Consider the following 14,752-nt stretch of genomic DNA (forward strand, 5'->3'; position numbering starts at 1 on the left):
TGGCGGCGCTGCCCGCCGGCTGCCGTTTCGCCGGGCGCTGCCCGGTCGAGTTGCCGCCTTGCGCCGAGACACGCCCGCCGTCGTCAGAACCCGGAACCGGACGCGACGCGATCTGTCACGCCCTGCTCCAGAACGAGGCGGCGCGATGACCCTGCTGCTCCAGGCCGAAACCGTCAGCCGCCACTATCGCCTGCCGCGCACCACCTTGCTGGGCGCGCCGCCCAGGCTGACGGCGGTCGACCGCGTCAGCTTTACCCTCGAGCGCGGCCGCACGCTGGGCATTGTCGGCGAATCCGGCTCGGGGAAATCCACGCTGGCGCGCATGGTGATGGCCTTCGAGGCGCCGGATGCGGGCCGCATCCTGTTCCAGGGTCAGGACCTGAACCGCCAGGCACCGGCGGCACTGCGCCGGCTGCGGCGGCAGTTCCAGATGGTGTTCCAGGACCCCTATGGCTCGCTTGACCCGCGCCGCACCATCGGCTGGTCGATTGCCGAACCACTGCGCGCGCTGGGTGAACCGCCGGGCCGCCGGATCGACGAAGTGCTGCAACAGGTCGGGCTGCAGACCACCGACGCGGCGAAATACCCGCATGAGTTTTCCGGCGGCCAGCGCCAGCGCATCGCCATCGCCCGCGCCATCGTCACCCGCCCCGCCCTGCTGGTCGCGGACGAGGCGGTGTCGGCACTGGACGTGTCGGTGCAGGCGCAGATCCTGAACCTGCTGCTGGATCTGCAGGACGAATTGGGGCTCGGGCTGTTGTTCATCAGCCATGACATGGCGGTGGTGGCCAGCATCTGTGACGACGTGCTGGTGATGCAACAGGGCCGCGTATTGGAATCCGGCCCCGCGCCGCGCGTGCTGAACGCCCCCGACCATCCCTATACCCGGTCACTGCTGACCGCCGCAGGAGCCTGACATGACCCGCTTTATCCACCTCACCGATCTGCATCTCTCGCATCCCGAGCTGAGCGATCCGGGGCTGCATTCGGACACCCCCGGCACGCTGCGCCGGGTGGTCGAGATCATCAACGCCATGCAGCCTGCCCCTGATTTCGTCGTGGCCAGCGGAGACCTGACCAACCACGGCGATCTGCGCAGCTATCAGTTGGTCCAGCAGATCCTGGCCAAGCTGACGGTGCCCGCCGTGCTGGCGCTGGGCAATCACGACCGGCGCCCCGCCTTTCACCAGGTGTTCAGCGGCACGCCGGGCGAGCAACCCTACGACCATGACGTGGCGCTGGGCGGCCTGCATGTGATCACCCTCGACACCGCCGTGCCCGGCCGCGTCGGCGGCGGGCTGGAGGACGACCAGTTCACCTTTCTGACCGAGGCGCTGGCCCGGCATCCGGACCTGCCCAAGCTGCTGGTGGCGCATCACCCGCCGCGCACCGACCCGGACGGCCTGCCCTGGGGCAGCCTGGATGCGGAGAGCTCGGAACGGCTGTCCGGTATTCTCGCGGGCCAGCCGGTGATCGGCATCCTCAGCGGGCATATCCATATCAACCAGGTCAACCACTGGCACGGCATCCCCATCGTGGTGTCAAATGGCCAGCACTCGACGGTCGACCTGCTCGAACGCAAGGATCTGCGCATTGTCGAGGGCACCGGCTTTGCCATCTGCACCTGGCGGCCAACGGGATTGAGCGTGTCCTTCGTGCCGCTCTCCCCGGCGGCGCAAGAGATCACGGTGATCGACCAGGCGCGGCTCAGGGCGTTCAGCTAGGGCAATCTCCAAATAGCGATATCAGACCAGCCCCCGGAGCATTTCCGGGGCTGCCGTCGCTGTTTTGGCGTTAAACCTGTTTACTCTGCACCCGGTTGTGGCGGGCCCCTGCCCTAATCGGTCAGGTCCAGGGTGTGCTGCCGCAGCCAGGCCATGAAACCACGCGGGTCGTCGGCAAAGCTGTCCACCGTTTCCCGCGCGATCGGATGGCCGACAATCGGGCCCTGCGGCTTGTTCAGCGAATGCACGATCTCGTGCAGCAGCAGCCCCTGGCGCAGGATCGGCGACACCTTGTTGGCAATCATGTAGGCGCGCGAATTGCTGCCGGGGAATTTCATCGGCACCACCGTCGCCCCCGAACGGCGGATCATCTTGGCGGTGAACACGTTCCATTCCGCCTCGACCGCCGGGCCCCACCAGGTCTGCGACGACGCCACCACACCCGAGGGGAACAGCGCCACGACACCGCCATTCTTCAGATGCTCCATCGCCTTGGCGCGCATCTCCACGCCCTTGCGCTGCGCGTCCTGGTCATGCGGGAACGGCACCGGGATCATGTAGCTGCCGGCAACATCGTCGATCGCGGTCAGCAGCGACCGGGTCAGGATGCGGTAATCGGGACGCACCCGGCCGATCAGGTCGGCAAAGATCATGCCGTCGACCATGCCATGGGGATGGTTCGCCACCACGATCACCGGCCCTTCTTTGGGGATCCGGTTCAGCTGATGCTGCGGGGTGGTCAGGTCGATGCCCATGACGTCGAGACAGGCGCGCCAGAACGGCTGCCCCTGCGGCACGCCTTTCTTCTCGAACTCGGTCAGCAGGCGCAGGATGGTCAGCTTGCCGGTCAACAACTCGATAAACCGGATGGTCCGCGCCTTCCACGGATCCTCGAAGGTGGTCGCGTAAGATATGGTACTGCGGTCGTATTTCTTGAACTTGACCGTCGGCTGCCCCTGGCCCGCGAGGCCGCCCGCGGCGACGGAGGTTTCGTGATAACTGTCGGCCACAGGGCACCCCCGTCCCGGTTCAACGCCACTTGCGCCCGTGGCTCAAAAGCCCTCGCCGAACCTGTCGGCCACCAGCGCCTCGATTGCATCGGCCAGGGCGTCGGCATCGGGCCCGGCCGTTTCGACCTCAATAGTCGTTCCTTTCGATGCTGCCAACATCAAAAGGCCCATAATGCTGTCGCCCGAGGCCGACATACCGTCGCGGCAGATCTCGGCATGGGCGTCGAATCCTTCGACCACCTCGACCAGCTTGGCCGAGGCCCGCGCGTGCAGGCCCTTTTCGTTCACGATTTTCAGTGCTCTGCGAGTCATTCCAGGGCCGTTTGTCATCCCGCGCTGATATTCTGCGTGTCGATATATTTCTTGCCGGCGTCCATCGCGCTGCGCACCGCATCGGCCACCGGCAACTGGCGGCTTTTCGCCAGTTTGATCAGCATCGGAAGGTTGGCGCCATACAGGATGCGCCGGTTGTCGGGCCGGCAGGCCAGCAGGCTCAGGTTGGACGGCGAGCCGCCGAACAGGTCGGTCACCACCACCACGCCGTCGCCCTTGTCCACCGCGTCGGCGGCAGCGCAGATCTCCTGCTGCTTGGCGTCCCGATCATGGTCGGCCTCGATGGACACGGCTTGCATCCCCGGTTGGACGCCCACGACGTGTTCGATCGCGGCCAGATACTCTCTGGCCAAGCCTCCATGTGCCACGATCACAATTCCAATCACACTCTACTCTCATCGGCGATGGCGCGGCCCAGAAGCTCGCGGTGCCTAATTGACACCTGCTGACCATCCTCTGCAAGGGCCTTGGCCAGCCTTTCAGATACAGCAACCGAACGGTGTTGCCCGCCGGTACACCCGAAGGCGATGGACAGGTGCGCCTTGCCCTCTTCCGCATAGGCGGGCAGCAGCAGGCGGGTCAGATCCAGCACCCGGTCGAAAAACCCGGCAAAGCGCGGATCGCCGGCGACGTAATCGGCCACCGCCGGATCACGCCCGTCAAGCCCGCGCAGATGGGGCTGCCAATAGGGGTTGGCCAGGAACCGGCAATCGAACACCATGTCGATCGATGGCGGCAGGCCACGTTTGTAGGAAAACGACTGCACCGACACCGCCAGCCGGTCCAGACGGTCGGCGGCAAAGCCGCGCTCGATCTCGGCGCGCAGCTCGTGCACGTTCAGGTCCGAGGTGTCGATCAGCGTGTCGGCGCGGTCACGGATGGCCGCCAGCAGGTTCAGCTCGCGCGCAACTCCGGCCTCGGGGCTTTCGGCCGGGGCCAGCGGATGGCGGCGGCGGGTTTCGGAAAACCGGCGCAGCAGCACCTCGGCCCGGCAATCCAGGTACAACACGCTGAGGCCGGCATCGGGCCGCGTGCCCAGTTCCTCAATCAGGGCGAGGAAGCCGTTGGTGGAAAAGTCGCGGTTGCGCACGTCGAAGCCCAGCGCCAGCGGCCGTTCCGCCGGACCTTCCAGCAGCCGCGGGATCAGCCGCAACGGCAGGTTGTCGATGGTCTCGAACCCGAGGTCTTCCAGCACGTTGATCGCAGTCGACCGCCCGGCGCCCGAAGGGCCGGTGACCAGCACCAGATTGGTTTTTGCCGTCTCGGTCCGCATCCTCGCCTTCAGATATCCTCGCGGCGTCCCGCCTTCAAATATTGCAGCAACGCAGGGGTGAGATGTGGGGTGTCCCAGCCGTGAAGCAAGGGCAATGCCACCCCCAACAACGTGGTGTGATCCGGTTCCGGCAGCCGCGCCGGGCGGCCCTGGCCCATCTCGACCACCAGCGACAGCGGCACCGGGTCGGCGGGATCGGCGTTCAACAGGCCCAGTCCGCGCGCCTCGATCAGGCCGCGCAGCGCCGGTGGCGCCGCGGCGATCACCTGTCCGTTTTGCAGGCTCAGTTTGACCCGGTCATCAGCCACCAGGACCGCGCCATGCGCCATCAGCCCCAGCGCCAGCGCCGACTTGCCGCTGCCCGACGGCCCGCGGATCAGCACACCCCGGCCCTGCCAGGCGATGCAGGTGGCGTGCAGGATGGTCTCCGGCGGCATGACGGATCAGCCCCGCGCCCCGGCCCCCGGCCTAGACCGGCAGGCCGACGACAAAACGCGCGCCCAGCGGGTCCGAGGTGATGTCGGCCTCGGTCGGGCGGATGTTCTCGGCCCAGATCACGCCGCCGTGGGCTTCGACGATCTGTTTCGAAATCGCCAGGCCCAGGCCGGAATTGTTGCCGAAATGCTCTTCCGGGCGTTGCGAGTAGAAGCGCTTGAACACCTTGTGCAGCGCCTCGTCGGGAATGCCGGGGCCGGTATCCTCGACCACCACCAGCACCCGGTTCTCGCGTTTGCGCACCCAGACGCGGATCGCGTCGCCCTCTTCGCAGAACGAGATCGCGTTGGTGATCAGGTTGACGAAGACCTGCGCCAGCCGCGCCTCCAGCCCGTGCACCTGGATCGGGCCTTTCGGCAGGTCGGTGATGTAATCCACCCCTTTGCCGCGGGCGTCTTCACCCAGATAGCGGTTCAGGTTGCCCAGCATCGCCAGCAGGTCAAAGGGTTCTTCGTCCTCCTTGACCAGTTCGGCATCCAGCCGCGAGGCGTTGGATATGTCGCTGACCAGCCGGTCCAGCCGCCGCACATCGTGTTCGATCACGTCCAGCAGCTTTTCCCGTTGATCCTCGCGGGTGACCAGCCGCAGGGTGCCCACCGCCGATTGCAGGCTGGCCAGCGGGTTCTTGATTTCATGCGCCACGTCGGCGGCGAATTGTTCGTTGCCGTCGATGCGGTTGTACAGCGCCGAGACCATGCCGCGCAGCGCCCGGCTGAGCCGGCCGATCTCGTCCGGGCGTGCCGACAGGTCGGGAATGCGGATGCGGCCCGGATTCATCCGGCGCGCATTGCGGTCGCGGCCCAGCTCGGCCGCCTCGGCCAGGTCGGCCAGCGGGTTGGCGATGGTCGAGGCCAGCACCAGGCTGAGGCCGATCGAGACCAGGATGGCGATGACGAACATCTCCAGCACCCGCTCGCGTTCGCCGCGTACCAACGCATCGATCTCGCCCGAGGGGCTGGCCACCGCCACCACGCCCAGCGCGGTGCCGTTGCGCAAAATCGGTGCCGTGGCCGCCAGCACCGTGCCGCTGACGGTTTCCAGCCCGGTCTCGCGGATCATGCCGCTGGCGATGGTGCCGGCCACCTCCGCGCGCAGCTGATCCTCCAGCGTGGCGATGCCGCTGGCGGCACCGGGCGACAACAGCGCCGATGTGCCGCTCCACACCCGGCTGAGCCCGTCGGTGATCACCGTGCGGCGGTCATCGCTCTGCTGGGTCCCGGTAAAGGCCTCGCTTTGCGCGCTTCCGGTCATCCGGCCCAGCAGCCGCCCGTCGGGGTCAAAGACAAAAACCTCGACCCCCTTGCGCAGGTTCAACAGGTCCAGCGTCTGCCGGGCGTCACCGGCCTGCAGCGTTTCGGCACCGCCATCCAGCCCGGCCTGGAACACGTTGGTGATCAGCCCCGCCTCGCCCACCAGGGCGCGGGCGCGTTGCAGCACCAGGCTGTCGCGCGTGCCGTTCAGATACAGGATACCCGCCGCGAGAATGATCAGCGCGATCAGGTTGAACATGATGATCTTGCGGGTAAGCGGCGACCCCTTCAACGAGAAGAAGTTGCGCCGCGCCCGCCTGACCTTGAGCTCTTCGGCCACCGTGCTGTCGGGCACGACCCAGTCGTCGCCAAGAACGACATCGCCGCTGCGCGGCGCGGGGGAGGACGCGGTCTCTTTCACAAGGCTTCTGTCGACGATGCTCATCCGAGCGGTCTATTCTTCGTTATATCTATAGCCGATCCCGTACAGGGTCTCGATCGCTGAAAAATCGTCATCGGCGCTGCGCATCTTCTTGCGCAGGCGCTTGATGTGACTGTCGATGGTACGGTCGTCGACATAGACCTGGTCGTCATAGGCCACGTCCATCAGCTGGTCGCGGCTTTTGACAAAGCCGGGGCGTTGGGCCAGCGCCTGCAGCAGCAGGAATTCGGTGACCGTCAGCGACACGTCCTTGCCCTTCCAGGTCACCGCGTGGCGCAGCGGGTCCATCCGCAGATGGCCGCGCTCCATCACCTTGGCCTCGGGGCCGGCGCCCACGGCATCGCCCTCCATCGCGTCCTGCCGACGCAGCAGCGCGCGGATGCGTTCCACCAGAAGACGTTGGGAAAATGGTTTCTTTACATAGTCATCCGCGCCCATGCGCAGCCCGAGAACCTCGTCGATCTCGTCATCCTTGGAGGTCAGGAAGATGACCGGCATCTGGGTTTTCTGGCGCAGCCGCTGCAACAGGTCCATGCCGTCCATGCGTGGCATCTTGATGTCCAGGACCGCCATGTCCGGCAATTTCTTGTTGAAGGCGTCCAGTGCGGCCTGCCCGTCATTATACGTCTCGACCTCGAACCCTTCGGCTTCGAGAGTCATCGCCACCGACGTCAGGATATTCCTGTCGTCGTCCACCAATGCGATTTTCGACATTTTATATATGTCCTTCGTGCTGCTCGTTTATTTATAATTTTCCGCTATACATCGCTGCTTTGCTCATCCGAATCAATCCTTAAGTGCGAATCGTCACGATCTTGCCATCGCATTGCGGCAAAAAAGCGTTAGGATTGATTGAATTGTCGCACATTCGTCACCCGTCCCGCGGGCCTGCCACCCATGGTTGCGCTAAACATCGGTCTGGTGGCGCTAACTACGCCAATGCGACCTGTTCAAGCGTCAAAGCACCGTGATAAGACGCTCCTCGCCGCTCTGTTCGGCGTAGGTACAAGTGCAGCGGCAGGCGCCGGCATTGGGAGAAGACACATGACAACTGGACGGGTAAACCCGAATTTCCGCCTTGAAGATCAAGGGATCGAAGGGCTTGGGAACGTCTACTACAACCTGACCGAGCCGGCGCTGGTGGAAGCGGCGCTGAAACGCGGCGAAGGCACCCTGGGCAATGGCGGCGCCTTCCTGGTCTCGACCGGCAAGTTCACCGGCCGTTCGCCCAAGGACAAGCATGTCGTCAAGACCGACAGCGTCGCCGACAGCATCTGGTGGGACAACAATGCCCCGATGACGCCCGAAGGCTTCGACGCGCTCTATGCCGACATGATCGAACACATGAAGGGCCGCGACTATTTCGTGCAGGATCTGGTGGGCGGCGCCGACCCGGCCAATTCGATCGACGTGCGGATGATCACCGAACTGGCCTGGCACGGTCTGTTCATCCGCCACATGCTGCGCCGTCCCGAACGTGCCGATCTCGACGAGTTCACCGCCGATTTCACCGTCATCAACTGCCCCAGCTTCAAAGCCGACCCGGAACGCCACAACTGCCGCTCGGACACCGTGATCGCGCTGAACTTCGACCGCAAGATGATCCTGATCGGCGGCACCGAATATGCCGGCGAGAACAAGAAATCGGTCTTCACCCTGCTGAACTACCTGCTGCCCGGCAAGGGCATCATGCCGATGCACTGCTCGGCCAATCACGCCAAGGGCAACCCGGTGGACACCGCGGTGTTCTTCGGTCTCTCCGGCACCGGCAAGACCACCCTGTCGGCCGATCCCGACCGGGTGCTGATCGGCGATGACGAACATGGCTGGTCCGACCGCGGCACCTTCAACTTCGAAGGCGGCTGCTATGCCAAGACCATCTCGCTCAGCCCCGAGGCCGAGCCCGAGATCTATGCCACCACCAGCAAGTTCGGCACCGTGATCGAGAACATGGTCTTCGATCCGGAAACCTTCGAGCTCGACTTCGAAGATGACAGCCTGACCGCCAACATGCGCTGTGCCTACCCGCTGGAATATATCTCCAACGCCTCCAGCACCGCGCTGGGCGGTCACCCGAAGAACATCATCATGCTGACCTGCGACGCCTTTGGCGTGCTGCCGCCGATCGCGCGGCTGACCCCGGCGCAGGCGATGTACCACTTCCTGTCCGGCTTCACCTCGAAGGTGGCCGGCACCGAGCGCGGCGTGACCGAGCCCGAGCCGACCTTCTCGACCTGCTTCGGCGCCCCCTTCATGCCGCGCCGCCCGGAAGTCTACGGCAACCTGCTGCGCGAGAAGATCGCCCAGCACGGCGCCACCTGCTGGCTGGTCAACACCGGCTGGACCGGCGGCGCCTATGGCACCGGCAACCGGATGCCGATCAAGGCCACCCGCGCGCTGCTGACCGCGGCGCTGGACGGCACGCTGGCCGAGGTCCAGTTCCGCAAGGATCCGAATTTCGGCTTTGACGTGCCGGTCGACGTGCCCGGCGTGCCGCAGGTGCTGCTGGATCCGCGTCGCACCTGGGGCGACACGGCCGGCTATGACAAGCAGGCCGCCAAGCTGGTGCAGATGTTCGCCGACAATTTCGAACAATACGTGCCCTATATCGACGACGACGTGAAAGCCGCCGCGATCGGCTGACGCGCTCTGCGCAACACCGCCCCTCCCCCGCCCGGGGGAGGGGCCGCCGCCCTTGACAACCGGACGCCACAGGCGCCACTTGTCGCCATGCTGCGCCCTGCCCTCCTGTCCCTGACCCTGACCCTGCTGCTGCCGCTTGCGGCACAGGCGCGCAATGACGCCGCGGTTTACGATGCCGAGGTGATCAGCATCACCTATGGCGCCTTCTGCCAGCAGCAATCGGTGGGCGAAGTGCCCGCACCCGACACCGCCGCCGAAAAGATCGACCTGCTGCCCGGCGCGCCCGAGATCCGCTGGCAGACCAACCGCATCCCGGCAACTCCCGGTATCTCCTTCGGCATCCGCACCCAGACCGCCGGCGACGCGGTCTACAGCCCGGTGCTGATCGAGGTGACGCACCCGCCCTTTGCCGGCTCGGGCACCACCCGGCAAAGCTATGTCACCCAGCTGGGCGGCGAAGGCGCCTCGATCAACGCCTACAGCTTCGACCTGCGCGAAGAGATGGTGACCGGCCCCTGGACCTTCCGCGCCTGGCACAATGGCAAGCCGCTGTACGAGGTGCGCTTCGAGGTGGTGCCGCCCGACATGGCGCCCGAGATCGGCGCCGAATGCGGCAAGGAATTCATCTCGCGGAACGGTGCGGCACGCGCAAGAGTTTCCTAGAAACTCTTGGCAAAAGTCTTCTGAAGACTTTTGCCCCCCTCACACCACCAGCGCCCGCCGCACCAGGTTCAGCCCGGCCACCAGCAGCACCGCCAGCGTCGCCCGCCGGAACGTTGCCTGGTCGATGCGGTCGGAGAGCCGCGCGCCGATCTGCACGCCCAGCATCGCCGGCACGATCAGCACCAGTGAAAACGGCAGGGTCTCGCGGTTCAGCACCCCGGAGCCCAGATGCGCCGCCAACAGCGCGATCGAGCCCAGCCCGTAGATCACCCCCTGCACCCGGATCTGCTCGGCCTTGGGGGTGTCCAGCGCGGTCAGGTACATCACCGTCGGCGGCCCCCAAACCCCCGACAGCCCGCCGATAAACCCGGCCACGGCGCCCACCCCGCCCTCGACCCGCGCGCTGGGGGCGGCCAGTTTCAGCCGCAGGCCCAGCAGCTGGATCAGCGCAAAGCCGGTCACCGGAATGCCCAGCATCAGCAACAGGGTCGAGGCCGGCAGCACCCGCACCAGCTGGGCACTGGAGATCAGAAACACGAACCCCACCAGCAGGAACACCCGGAACCGCCGGATCGACTCCAGCGCCGCGCGCCAGCCCTGGCGCAGCGCCTGCACCCCGTTGGCCAGAACCGTCGGCAGGATCAGCCCCGCCAGCGCCAGTTCCGGCGACAGGATCATGCCCAGGCCGGAAATCATGATCATCGGCATGGCGAATCCCACCATGCCCTTGATCACCCCGGCCACCGCGGCCACCAGGCAGACCAGCACGAAGTCCAGCGGCGAAATCAGTGAAAACAGCATCGACATCCCGCCTTCATATCATCCCGCCCGCCGGCCGCACGCGAAAAACACTGCGCAACTTTTGATCTTCAGCGCCCCATCCCATGTATTTTTGTTGCGCTGCACCTGCGAAATGATTAGGACCGGGCGACACCAGACGAGGAGTTGATTCATGCCCCATGATGGCCAGGACCAGCCGGTGACCGACATCATCCTGCCCGATCTGCTGAGCCTGACCCGCGCGGCGATTGCGCCGGTTGAAACCGTGTTCGCCTCTGCCCGCGAACGCCTGCGCGAGATGGTCAGTGCCGACGGCAAGATTTCGTCGGCCTTGATCGAGGCCAACCAGGGCGCGGCCCATGCGCTGTCCTGGCTCGGAACCTATGCCGAAAGCCTGCGGCAGATGCAGAAATGGGCGGAAAAGCTCGACTCCGAAGGCCGGTTCGGCGAGACCGAGCAGCTGATCCAGCAGATCGCCTTTGGCGAATACCTGCACCAGATCGCCGGCGGCATCCCGATGAGCCAGGGCGAGATCGTGCGGATGCAGGATCTGGGGCTGGGCTGGGAGGCGCTGGCACCGTTCCAGGGCACCGAGATCCAGACGCTGATGGCGCGCGGCAACAGCCAGGCGGCGCGCAGCCGCCTCGTTGAACTGATGCAGGAGCAGGCCGCCAATGCCACCGTCGGCGCCTCGGGCCTCGACGAGGAACTGGAGATGATCCGCGACCAGTTCCGCCGCTTCGCCGTCGAAAAGGTCGAGCCCTTCGCGCATGACTGGCACCTCAAGGACGAGCTGATCCCGATGGAGATCATTTCCGAACTGGCCGAGATGGGCGTGTTCGGCCTGACCATCCCGGAAAACCTGGGCGGCTTCGGCCTGTCCAAGGCCTCGATGGTGGTGGTGTCCGAGGAATTGTCGCGCGGCTATATCGGCGTCGGCTCGCTGGGCACCCGCTCCGAGATCGCCGCCGAACTGATCCTGGCCGGCGGCACCGATGCCCAGAAGGAACATTGGCTGCCGCGCATCGCCAGTGGCGAGATCCTGCCCACCGCGGTGTTCACCGAGCCCAATACCGGCTCGGATCTCGGATCGCTGCGCACCCGCGCGGTCAAGGACGAAAACGGCGACTACCGGGTCACCGGCAACAAGACCTGGATCACCCATGCCGCCCGCACCCATGTGATGACCCTGCTGGCCCGCACCGACCCGGCCACCGACAATTACAAGGGTCTCAGCATGTTCCTGGCGGAAAAGACTCCAGGCACCGATGCCGACCCCTTCCCGACCGAGGGCATGACCGGCGGCGAGATCGAGGTGCTGGGCTATCGCGGCATGAAGGAATACGAGTTGGGCTTCGACAATTTCAAGGTCAAGGCCGAGAACCTGCTGGGCGGAGAAGAGGGCAAGGGTTTCAAGCAGCTGATGGAAACCTTCGAATCCGCCCGCATCCAGACCGCTGCCCGCGCCATCGGCGTGGCGCAATCGGCGCTGGACACCGCGCTGCAATATGCCCAGGACCGCAAGCAGTTCGGCAAGCCGCTGATCGCCTTCCCGCGCGTGTCCTCCAAGCTGGCGATGATGGCGGTCGAGATCATGATCGCCCGTCAGCTGACCTATTTCTCGGCCTGGGAGAAAGACCACGGCCACCGCTGCGACCTTGAGGCCGGCATGGCCAAGCTGCTGGGCGCCCGCGTCGCCTGGGCGGCGGCCGATAACGGGCTGCAGATCCATGGCGGCAACGGCTTTGCGCTGGAATACAAGATCAGCCGCATCCTCTGCGACGCGCGGATCCTGAACATCTTCGAAGGCGCCGCCGAAATCCAGGCCCAGGTGATCGCCCGCCGCCTGCTGGGCTGAGGCCCTTTCGCTTGGTTCCGGGCTGGTGCATCCTGGCCCGGGCCGACAGGAAGGGAAATTCATGACCGCCACCCGCATCATCCCGCCCGCCTTGCAGGGCGTCTATGACAGCTGGCACTTCGCCCCCGCCGTGATCAGCCGCGGCCTGATCTTCTGCTCGGGCATCATCGGCACCAGCCCCGATGGCGCACCGCCCGATCTTGGCGCCGGGCTGGAAGGCGCACGCCGCACCACGGAAACCGGCACCGCCGAAATCGCCGCGCTGCAGGCGGTCCGCGACCCCGAAGCGCAATTCGCCACCGCCTTCGAGGCGCTGCGCGCGATCCTGACCGAAGCCGGGGCCGACCTGTCCGATCTTGTCGAGATCACCACCTACCATGTCGACATGCGCACCCATATGGCCGCCTTCACCCGGGTGAAGGACCGCTATCTGTCACCGCCCTACCCGGCCTGGACCGCCATTGGCGTGGCCGAACTGGCGGTGCCCGGCGGGCTGATGGAAATCCGCGCCGTCGCCGAATTGCCCGCCTGACCGGGAAAACGGGCAGAACCGGATTTTTAGGATGTGTCGAAAAGACGGATCCGGGCCGCGCCGGTGGCTTTTTCGCTTGGATAAATACTCAGATCCGCCACGGGCCAGGCGGTTCGGCGGTCAGCCCGGTTGCTCTTCCGGCGGCACATCCACCGTTGCGATCCAAGGTTTCAGGTCGATCACCGGCGTGCCGTCATAGGCATCGCTGGCGTCGATGCCAATCACCCCGGCCTCGGCGACCAGCGCGGTGATGCGCACCGCCGACATCGCCACCGGGTTGGGCCGCGCCGGCGAGCGCAGCGAGAAGGTGCCGCGCGGCCCGTCGGCATGGGCCGGGGATTGCAGTGCCAGGTCGCGGCGCGACCGGTCCATCCAGGTCAGCAGCCAGATCACCTGGCCCACCTGCAGGCCAGCCAGTGCCGAAGCATAGCCGGGCGCCAGTTCGATCCGCGCCCCGCCACCGCCGGCTTCGCGGGCCTGGCGGATGTTGCGCGGGCAACTGCCCGGCTGCCAATCCGAGCGCAGCACGCCGATAAAGGCGAGGCTGGCATCGTCTTGCGCCGCCGGATCAAAGCCCAGCAGCGTCTCGCCGCCGCGGATCCCGGTGTCACTCATCCCCATCTCCTTTTGCGGCCCCCTGCACCGTTCGGCTGAAGGCGGCGACAAAGCGCGCCCGCGCCTCGGGCAGCGGCCTGTGCCCCAGTTCCGGCGCCAGCTTCTGTTCCAGGAAATAGCCGGTGGTGCGCAGCGCCTGCACCACCTCGGCATCGGGCGCGGTGCCCTCGCCGCGCAGGCAGGGCGGCAGCGGCAGCATCCGCGCAGCCCAGTCACCGGCGCCGGCGCGCGACACCGCGCGACCCGATTTCGGCGAGACATAGACCAGATCGTCCTGCGCCCCGGTCACCGCGCAGGCGCTGAGATCCAGCCCAAAGCCGGTTTCCTCCAGCAGCGCCAGTTCCCAGCGCAGATAGGCTAGCGGCCAGATCTCGTCCTGCCCCAGCAGGTCGAGCAACCGTTCGGTCTGCCGGTACAGCCGGCCATGCGCCTCGCGTTCGGGCAGGCAGAAGCCGACCAGCGCACAGACCGCGTTCAACCCGGCCAGCGCCAGCCGCCCGGACATCGCCGCCGCGGCGCGGCTGCGCAGCGGTTCCACATGAAAGGTGCCGATATGATCCTCAAGCCGCGCCCGCCAGGCCAGATCCAGCTGTGCGCCCGGTTGCAGCACCGGGGCGATCTTGCGGCTGGCGCCGCCGCGCACCACGCCGGCATGGCGCCCGTGGTCTTCGGTGAACACCTCGATGATGGCCGCCGTCTCGCCATGGCGCCGCGTGCTCAGCAGGATGCCATGGTCGCGCCATTCCATCAGTCGCTGAGCCCCGGTTCGTCCAGCAGGTGGCGCCCGGCCCGGTCCTCGACCTCGATCACCCAGAGATCGGGATCGAAGCTGCGCTGCCGCTTCACCGCCGCGTCGACCTCGGCCTCGGCCCCGGAAGACAGCGCGATCCAGGCGCGATCGCCGGTCATCAGGTCGAAGGAGCGCTGGTAGACGGTGGCCTGCCCATCCAGCGTGTTGAGCTTGACCAGGACCGCGCCGCCGGTGTCATCGCCATGGGCCACCACGAAGGCCGGGATCCCGACCAGCCGCAGCCGCGCCAGATAGGCATGCACCCAGAATTCCGCCGTCAGCCGGGTCATCTGCCCGCCCGCCCTGCCAGGGGGCGCCTCGGGCAAGAAGACATTTGGGAGAGA

At 66.2% G+C, this 14,752-nt stretch carries 17 protein-coding genes; 6 read left to right on the forward strand and 11 right to left on the reverse strand.

The annotated features are described in order from the left end of the window. Positions 1–145 precede the first annotated feature (145 nt). Together CVM52_RS11080 and CVM52_RS11085 are read left to right on the forward strand one after the other, a co-directional pair. A complete protein-coding gene (locus tag CVM52_RS11080; protein ID WP_100162561.1) occupies positions 146–916 on the forward strand; it encodes an ATP-binding cassette domain-containing protein in 771 nt (256 codons plus the stop codon). A gap of 1 nt (position 917) precedes the next feature. Beyond that, positions 918–1,724, forward strand: coding sequence for a metallophosphoesterase family protein (locus CVM52_RS11085; protein ID WP_100162562.1), 807 nt, complete (start codon positions 918–920; stop codon positions 1,722–1,724). A 113-nt stretch (positions 1,725–1,837) separates the two neighbouring features. Here the strand turns inward: CVM52_RS11085 and CVM52_RS11090 are convergent, their stop codons facing one another. Genes CVM52_RS11090 through CVM52_RS11120 form a run of 7 tightly spaced genes read right to left on the reverse strand, consistent with a single transcriptional unit; the run spans position 1,838 to position 7,241 of the window. Further along, a complete protein-coding gene (locus CVM52_RS11090; RefSeq protein ID WP_100162563.1) occupies positions 1,838–2,734 on the reverse strand; it encodes a lysophospholipid acyltransferase family protein in 897 nt (298 codons plus the stop codon). Between the two features lie 42 nt (positions 2,735–2,776). Further along, positions 2,777–3,046 carry an HPr family phosphocarrier protein gene (locus CVM52_RS11095; protein ID WP_100162564.1) on the reverse strand — a complete coding sequence of 90 codons (270 nt, stop codon included), beginning with the start codon at positions 3,044–3,046 and terminating at the stop codon, positions 2,777–2,779. Between the two features lie 14 nt (positions 3,047–3,060). Next, positions 3,061–3,453, reverse strand: a complete 393-nt coding sequence (locus CVM52_RS11100) for a PTS sugar transporter subunit IIA (RefSeq protein WP_100162565.1) — start codon at positions 3,451–3,453, stop codon at positions 3,061–3,063. Further along, positions 3,450–4,340, reverse strand: a complete 891-nt coding sequence (gene rapZ / locus CVM52_RS11105; protein ID WP_100162566.1) for an RNase adapter RapZ — start codon at positions 4,338–4,340, stop codon at positions 3,450–3,452. The genes CVM52_RS11100 and rapZ overlap by 4 nt, the downstream gene beginning before the upstream one ends. Before the next feature lie 8 nt (positions 4,341–4,348). Continuing rightward, on the reverse strand, positions 4,349–4,777 hold the full coding sequence (locus tag CVM52_RS11110) for an HPr kinase/phosphorylase (RefSeq protein WP_100162567.1): 429 nt from the start codon (positions 4,775–4,777) through the stop codon (positions 4,349–4,351). 31 nt (positions 4,778–4,808) lie between these two features. Then, positions 4,809–6,530 carry a sensor histidine kinase gene (locus CVM52_RS11115; protein WP_205964936.1) on the reverse strand — a complete coding sequence of 574 codons (1,722 nt, stop codon included), beginning with the start codon at positions 6,528–6,530 and terminating at the stop codon, positions 4,809–4,811. A gap of 9 nt (positions 6,531–6,539) precedes the next feature. After that, complete coding sequence (locus CVM52_RS11120) at positions 6,540–7,241, reverse strand: response regulator transcription factor (protein WP_100162568.1); 702 nt, start codon at positions 7,239–7,241, stop codon at positions 6,540–6,542. A 330-nt stretch (positions 7,242–7,571) separates the two neighbouring features. Between CVM52_RS11120 and CVM52_RS11125 the strand changes: the two genes are divergently transcribed. Next, positions 7,572–9,170, forward strand: coding sequence for a phosphoenolpyruvate carboxykinase (locus tag CVM52_RS11125; protein WP_100162569.1), 1,599 nt, complete (start codon positions 7,572–7,574; stop codon positions 9,168–9,170). Between the two features lie 87 nt (positions 9,171–9,257). After that, on the forward strand, positions 9,258–9,833 hold the full coding sequence (locus tag CVM52_RS11130; protein WP_100162570.1) for a DUF3859 domain-containing protein: 576 nt from the start codon (positions 9,258–9,260) through the stop codon (positions 9,831–9,833). Positions 9,834–9,872: 39 nt separating this feature from the next. Here the strand turns inward: CVM52_RS11130 and CVM52_RS11135 are convergent, their stop codons facing one another. Next, complete coding sequence (locus tag CVM52_RS11135) at positions 9,873–10,640, reverse strand: sulfite exporter TauE/SafE family protein (RefSeq protein WP_100162571.1); 768 nt, start codon at positions 10,638–10,640, stop codon at positions 9,873–9,875. 145 nt (positions 10,641–10,785) lie between these two features. Here CVM52_RS11135 and CVM52_RS11140 point away from each other — a divergent pair, with 145 nt between their 5' ends. Both CVM52_RS11140 and CVM52_RS11145 read left to right on the forward strand, forming a co-directional pair. Beyond that, positions 10,786–12,471: an acyl-CoA dehydrogenase family protein gene (locus CVM52_RS11140; RefSeq protein WP_100162572.1), complete on the forward strand. Its 1,686-nt coding sequence runs from the start codon at positions 10,786–10,788 to the stop codon at positions 12,469–12,471. Between the two features lie 61 nt (positions 12,472–12,532). Further along, entirely contained in the window at positions 12,533–13,003 is a 471-nt protein-coding gene (locus tag CVM52_RS11145; protein WP_100162573.1) for a RidA family protein, read from the forward strand. 120 nt (positions 13,004–13,123) lie between these two features. Here the strand turns inward: CVM52_RS11145 and CVM52_RS11150 are convergent, their stop codons facing one another. From CVM52_RS11150 to CVM52_RS11160, 3 genes are read right to left on the reverse strand one after another with little or no spacing between them, the layout of a single operon-like run. Then, positions 13,124–13,618, reverse strand: a complete 495-nt coding sequence (locus CVM52_RS11150; protein WP_100162592.1) for an SAM-dependent methyltransferase — start codon at positions 13,616–13,618, stop codon at positions 13,124–13,126. Then, positions 13,611–14,366 (reverse strand): DNA repair protein RecO, encoded by a 756-nt coding sequence (gene recO / locus CVM52_RS11155; protein WP_100162574.1) that lies wholly within the window; start codon positions 14,364–14,366, stop codon positions 13,611–13,613. The genes CVM52_RS11150 and recO overlap by 8 nt, the downstream gene beginning before the upstream one ends. Beyond that, a complete protein-coding gene (locus tag CVM52_RS11160) occupies positions 14,366–14,698 on the reverse strand; it encodes a DUF1491 family protein (protein WP_100162575.1) in 333 nt (110 codons plus the stop codon). Before CVM52_RS11160 ends, recO begins: the two co-directional genes overlap by 1 nt. Positions 14,699–14,752 lie beyond the last annotated feature (54 nt).

It is taken from the genome of Pseudooceanicola lipolyticus (assembly GCF_002786325.1).
Lineage (GTDB): Bacteria > Pseudomonadota > Alphaproteobacteria > Rhodobacterales > Rhodobacteraceae > Pseudooceanicola_C > Pseudooceanicola_C lipolyticus.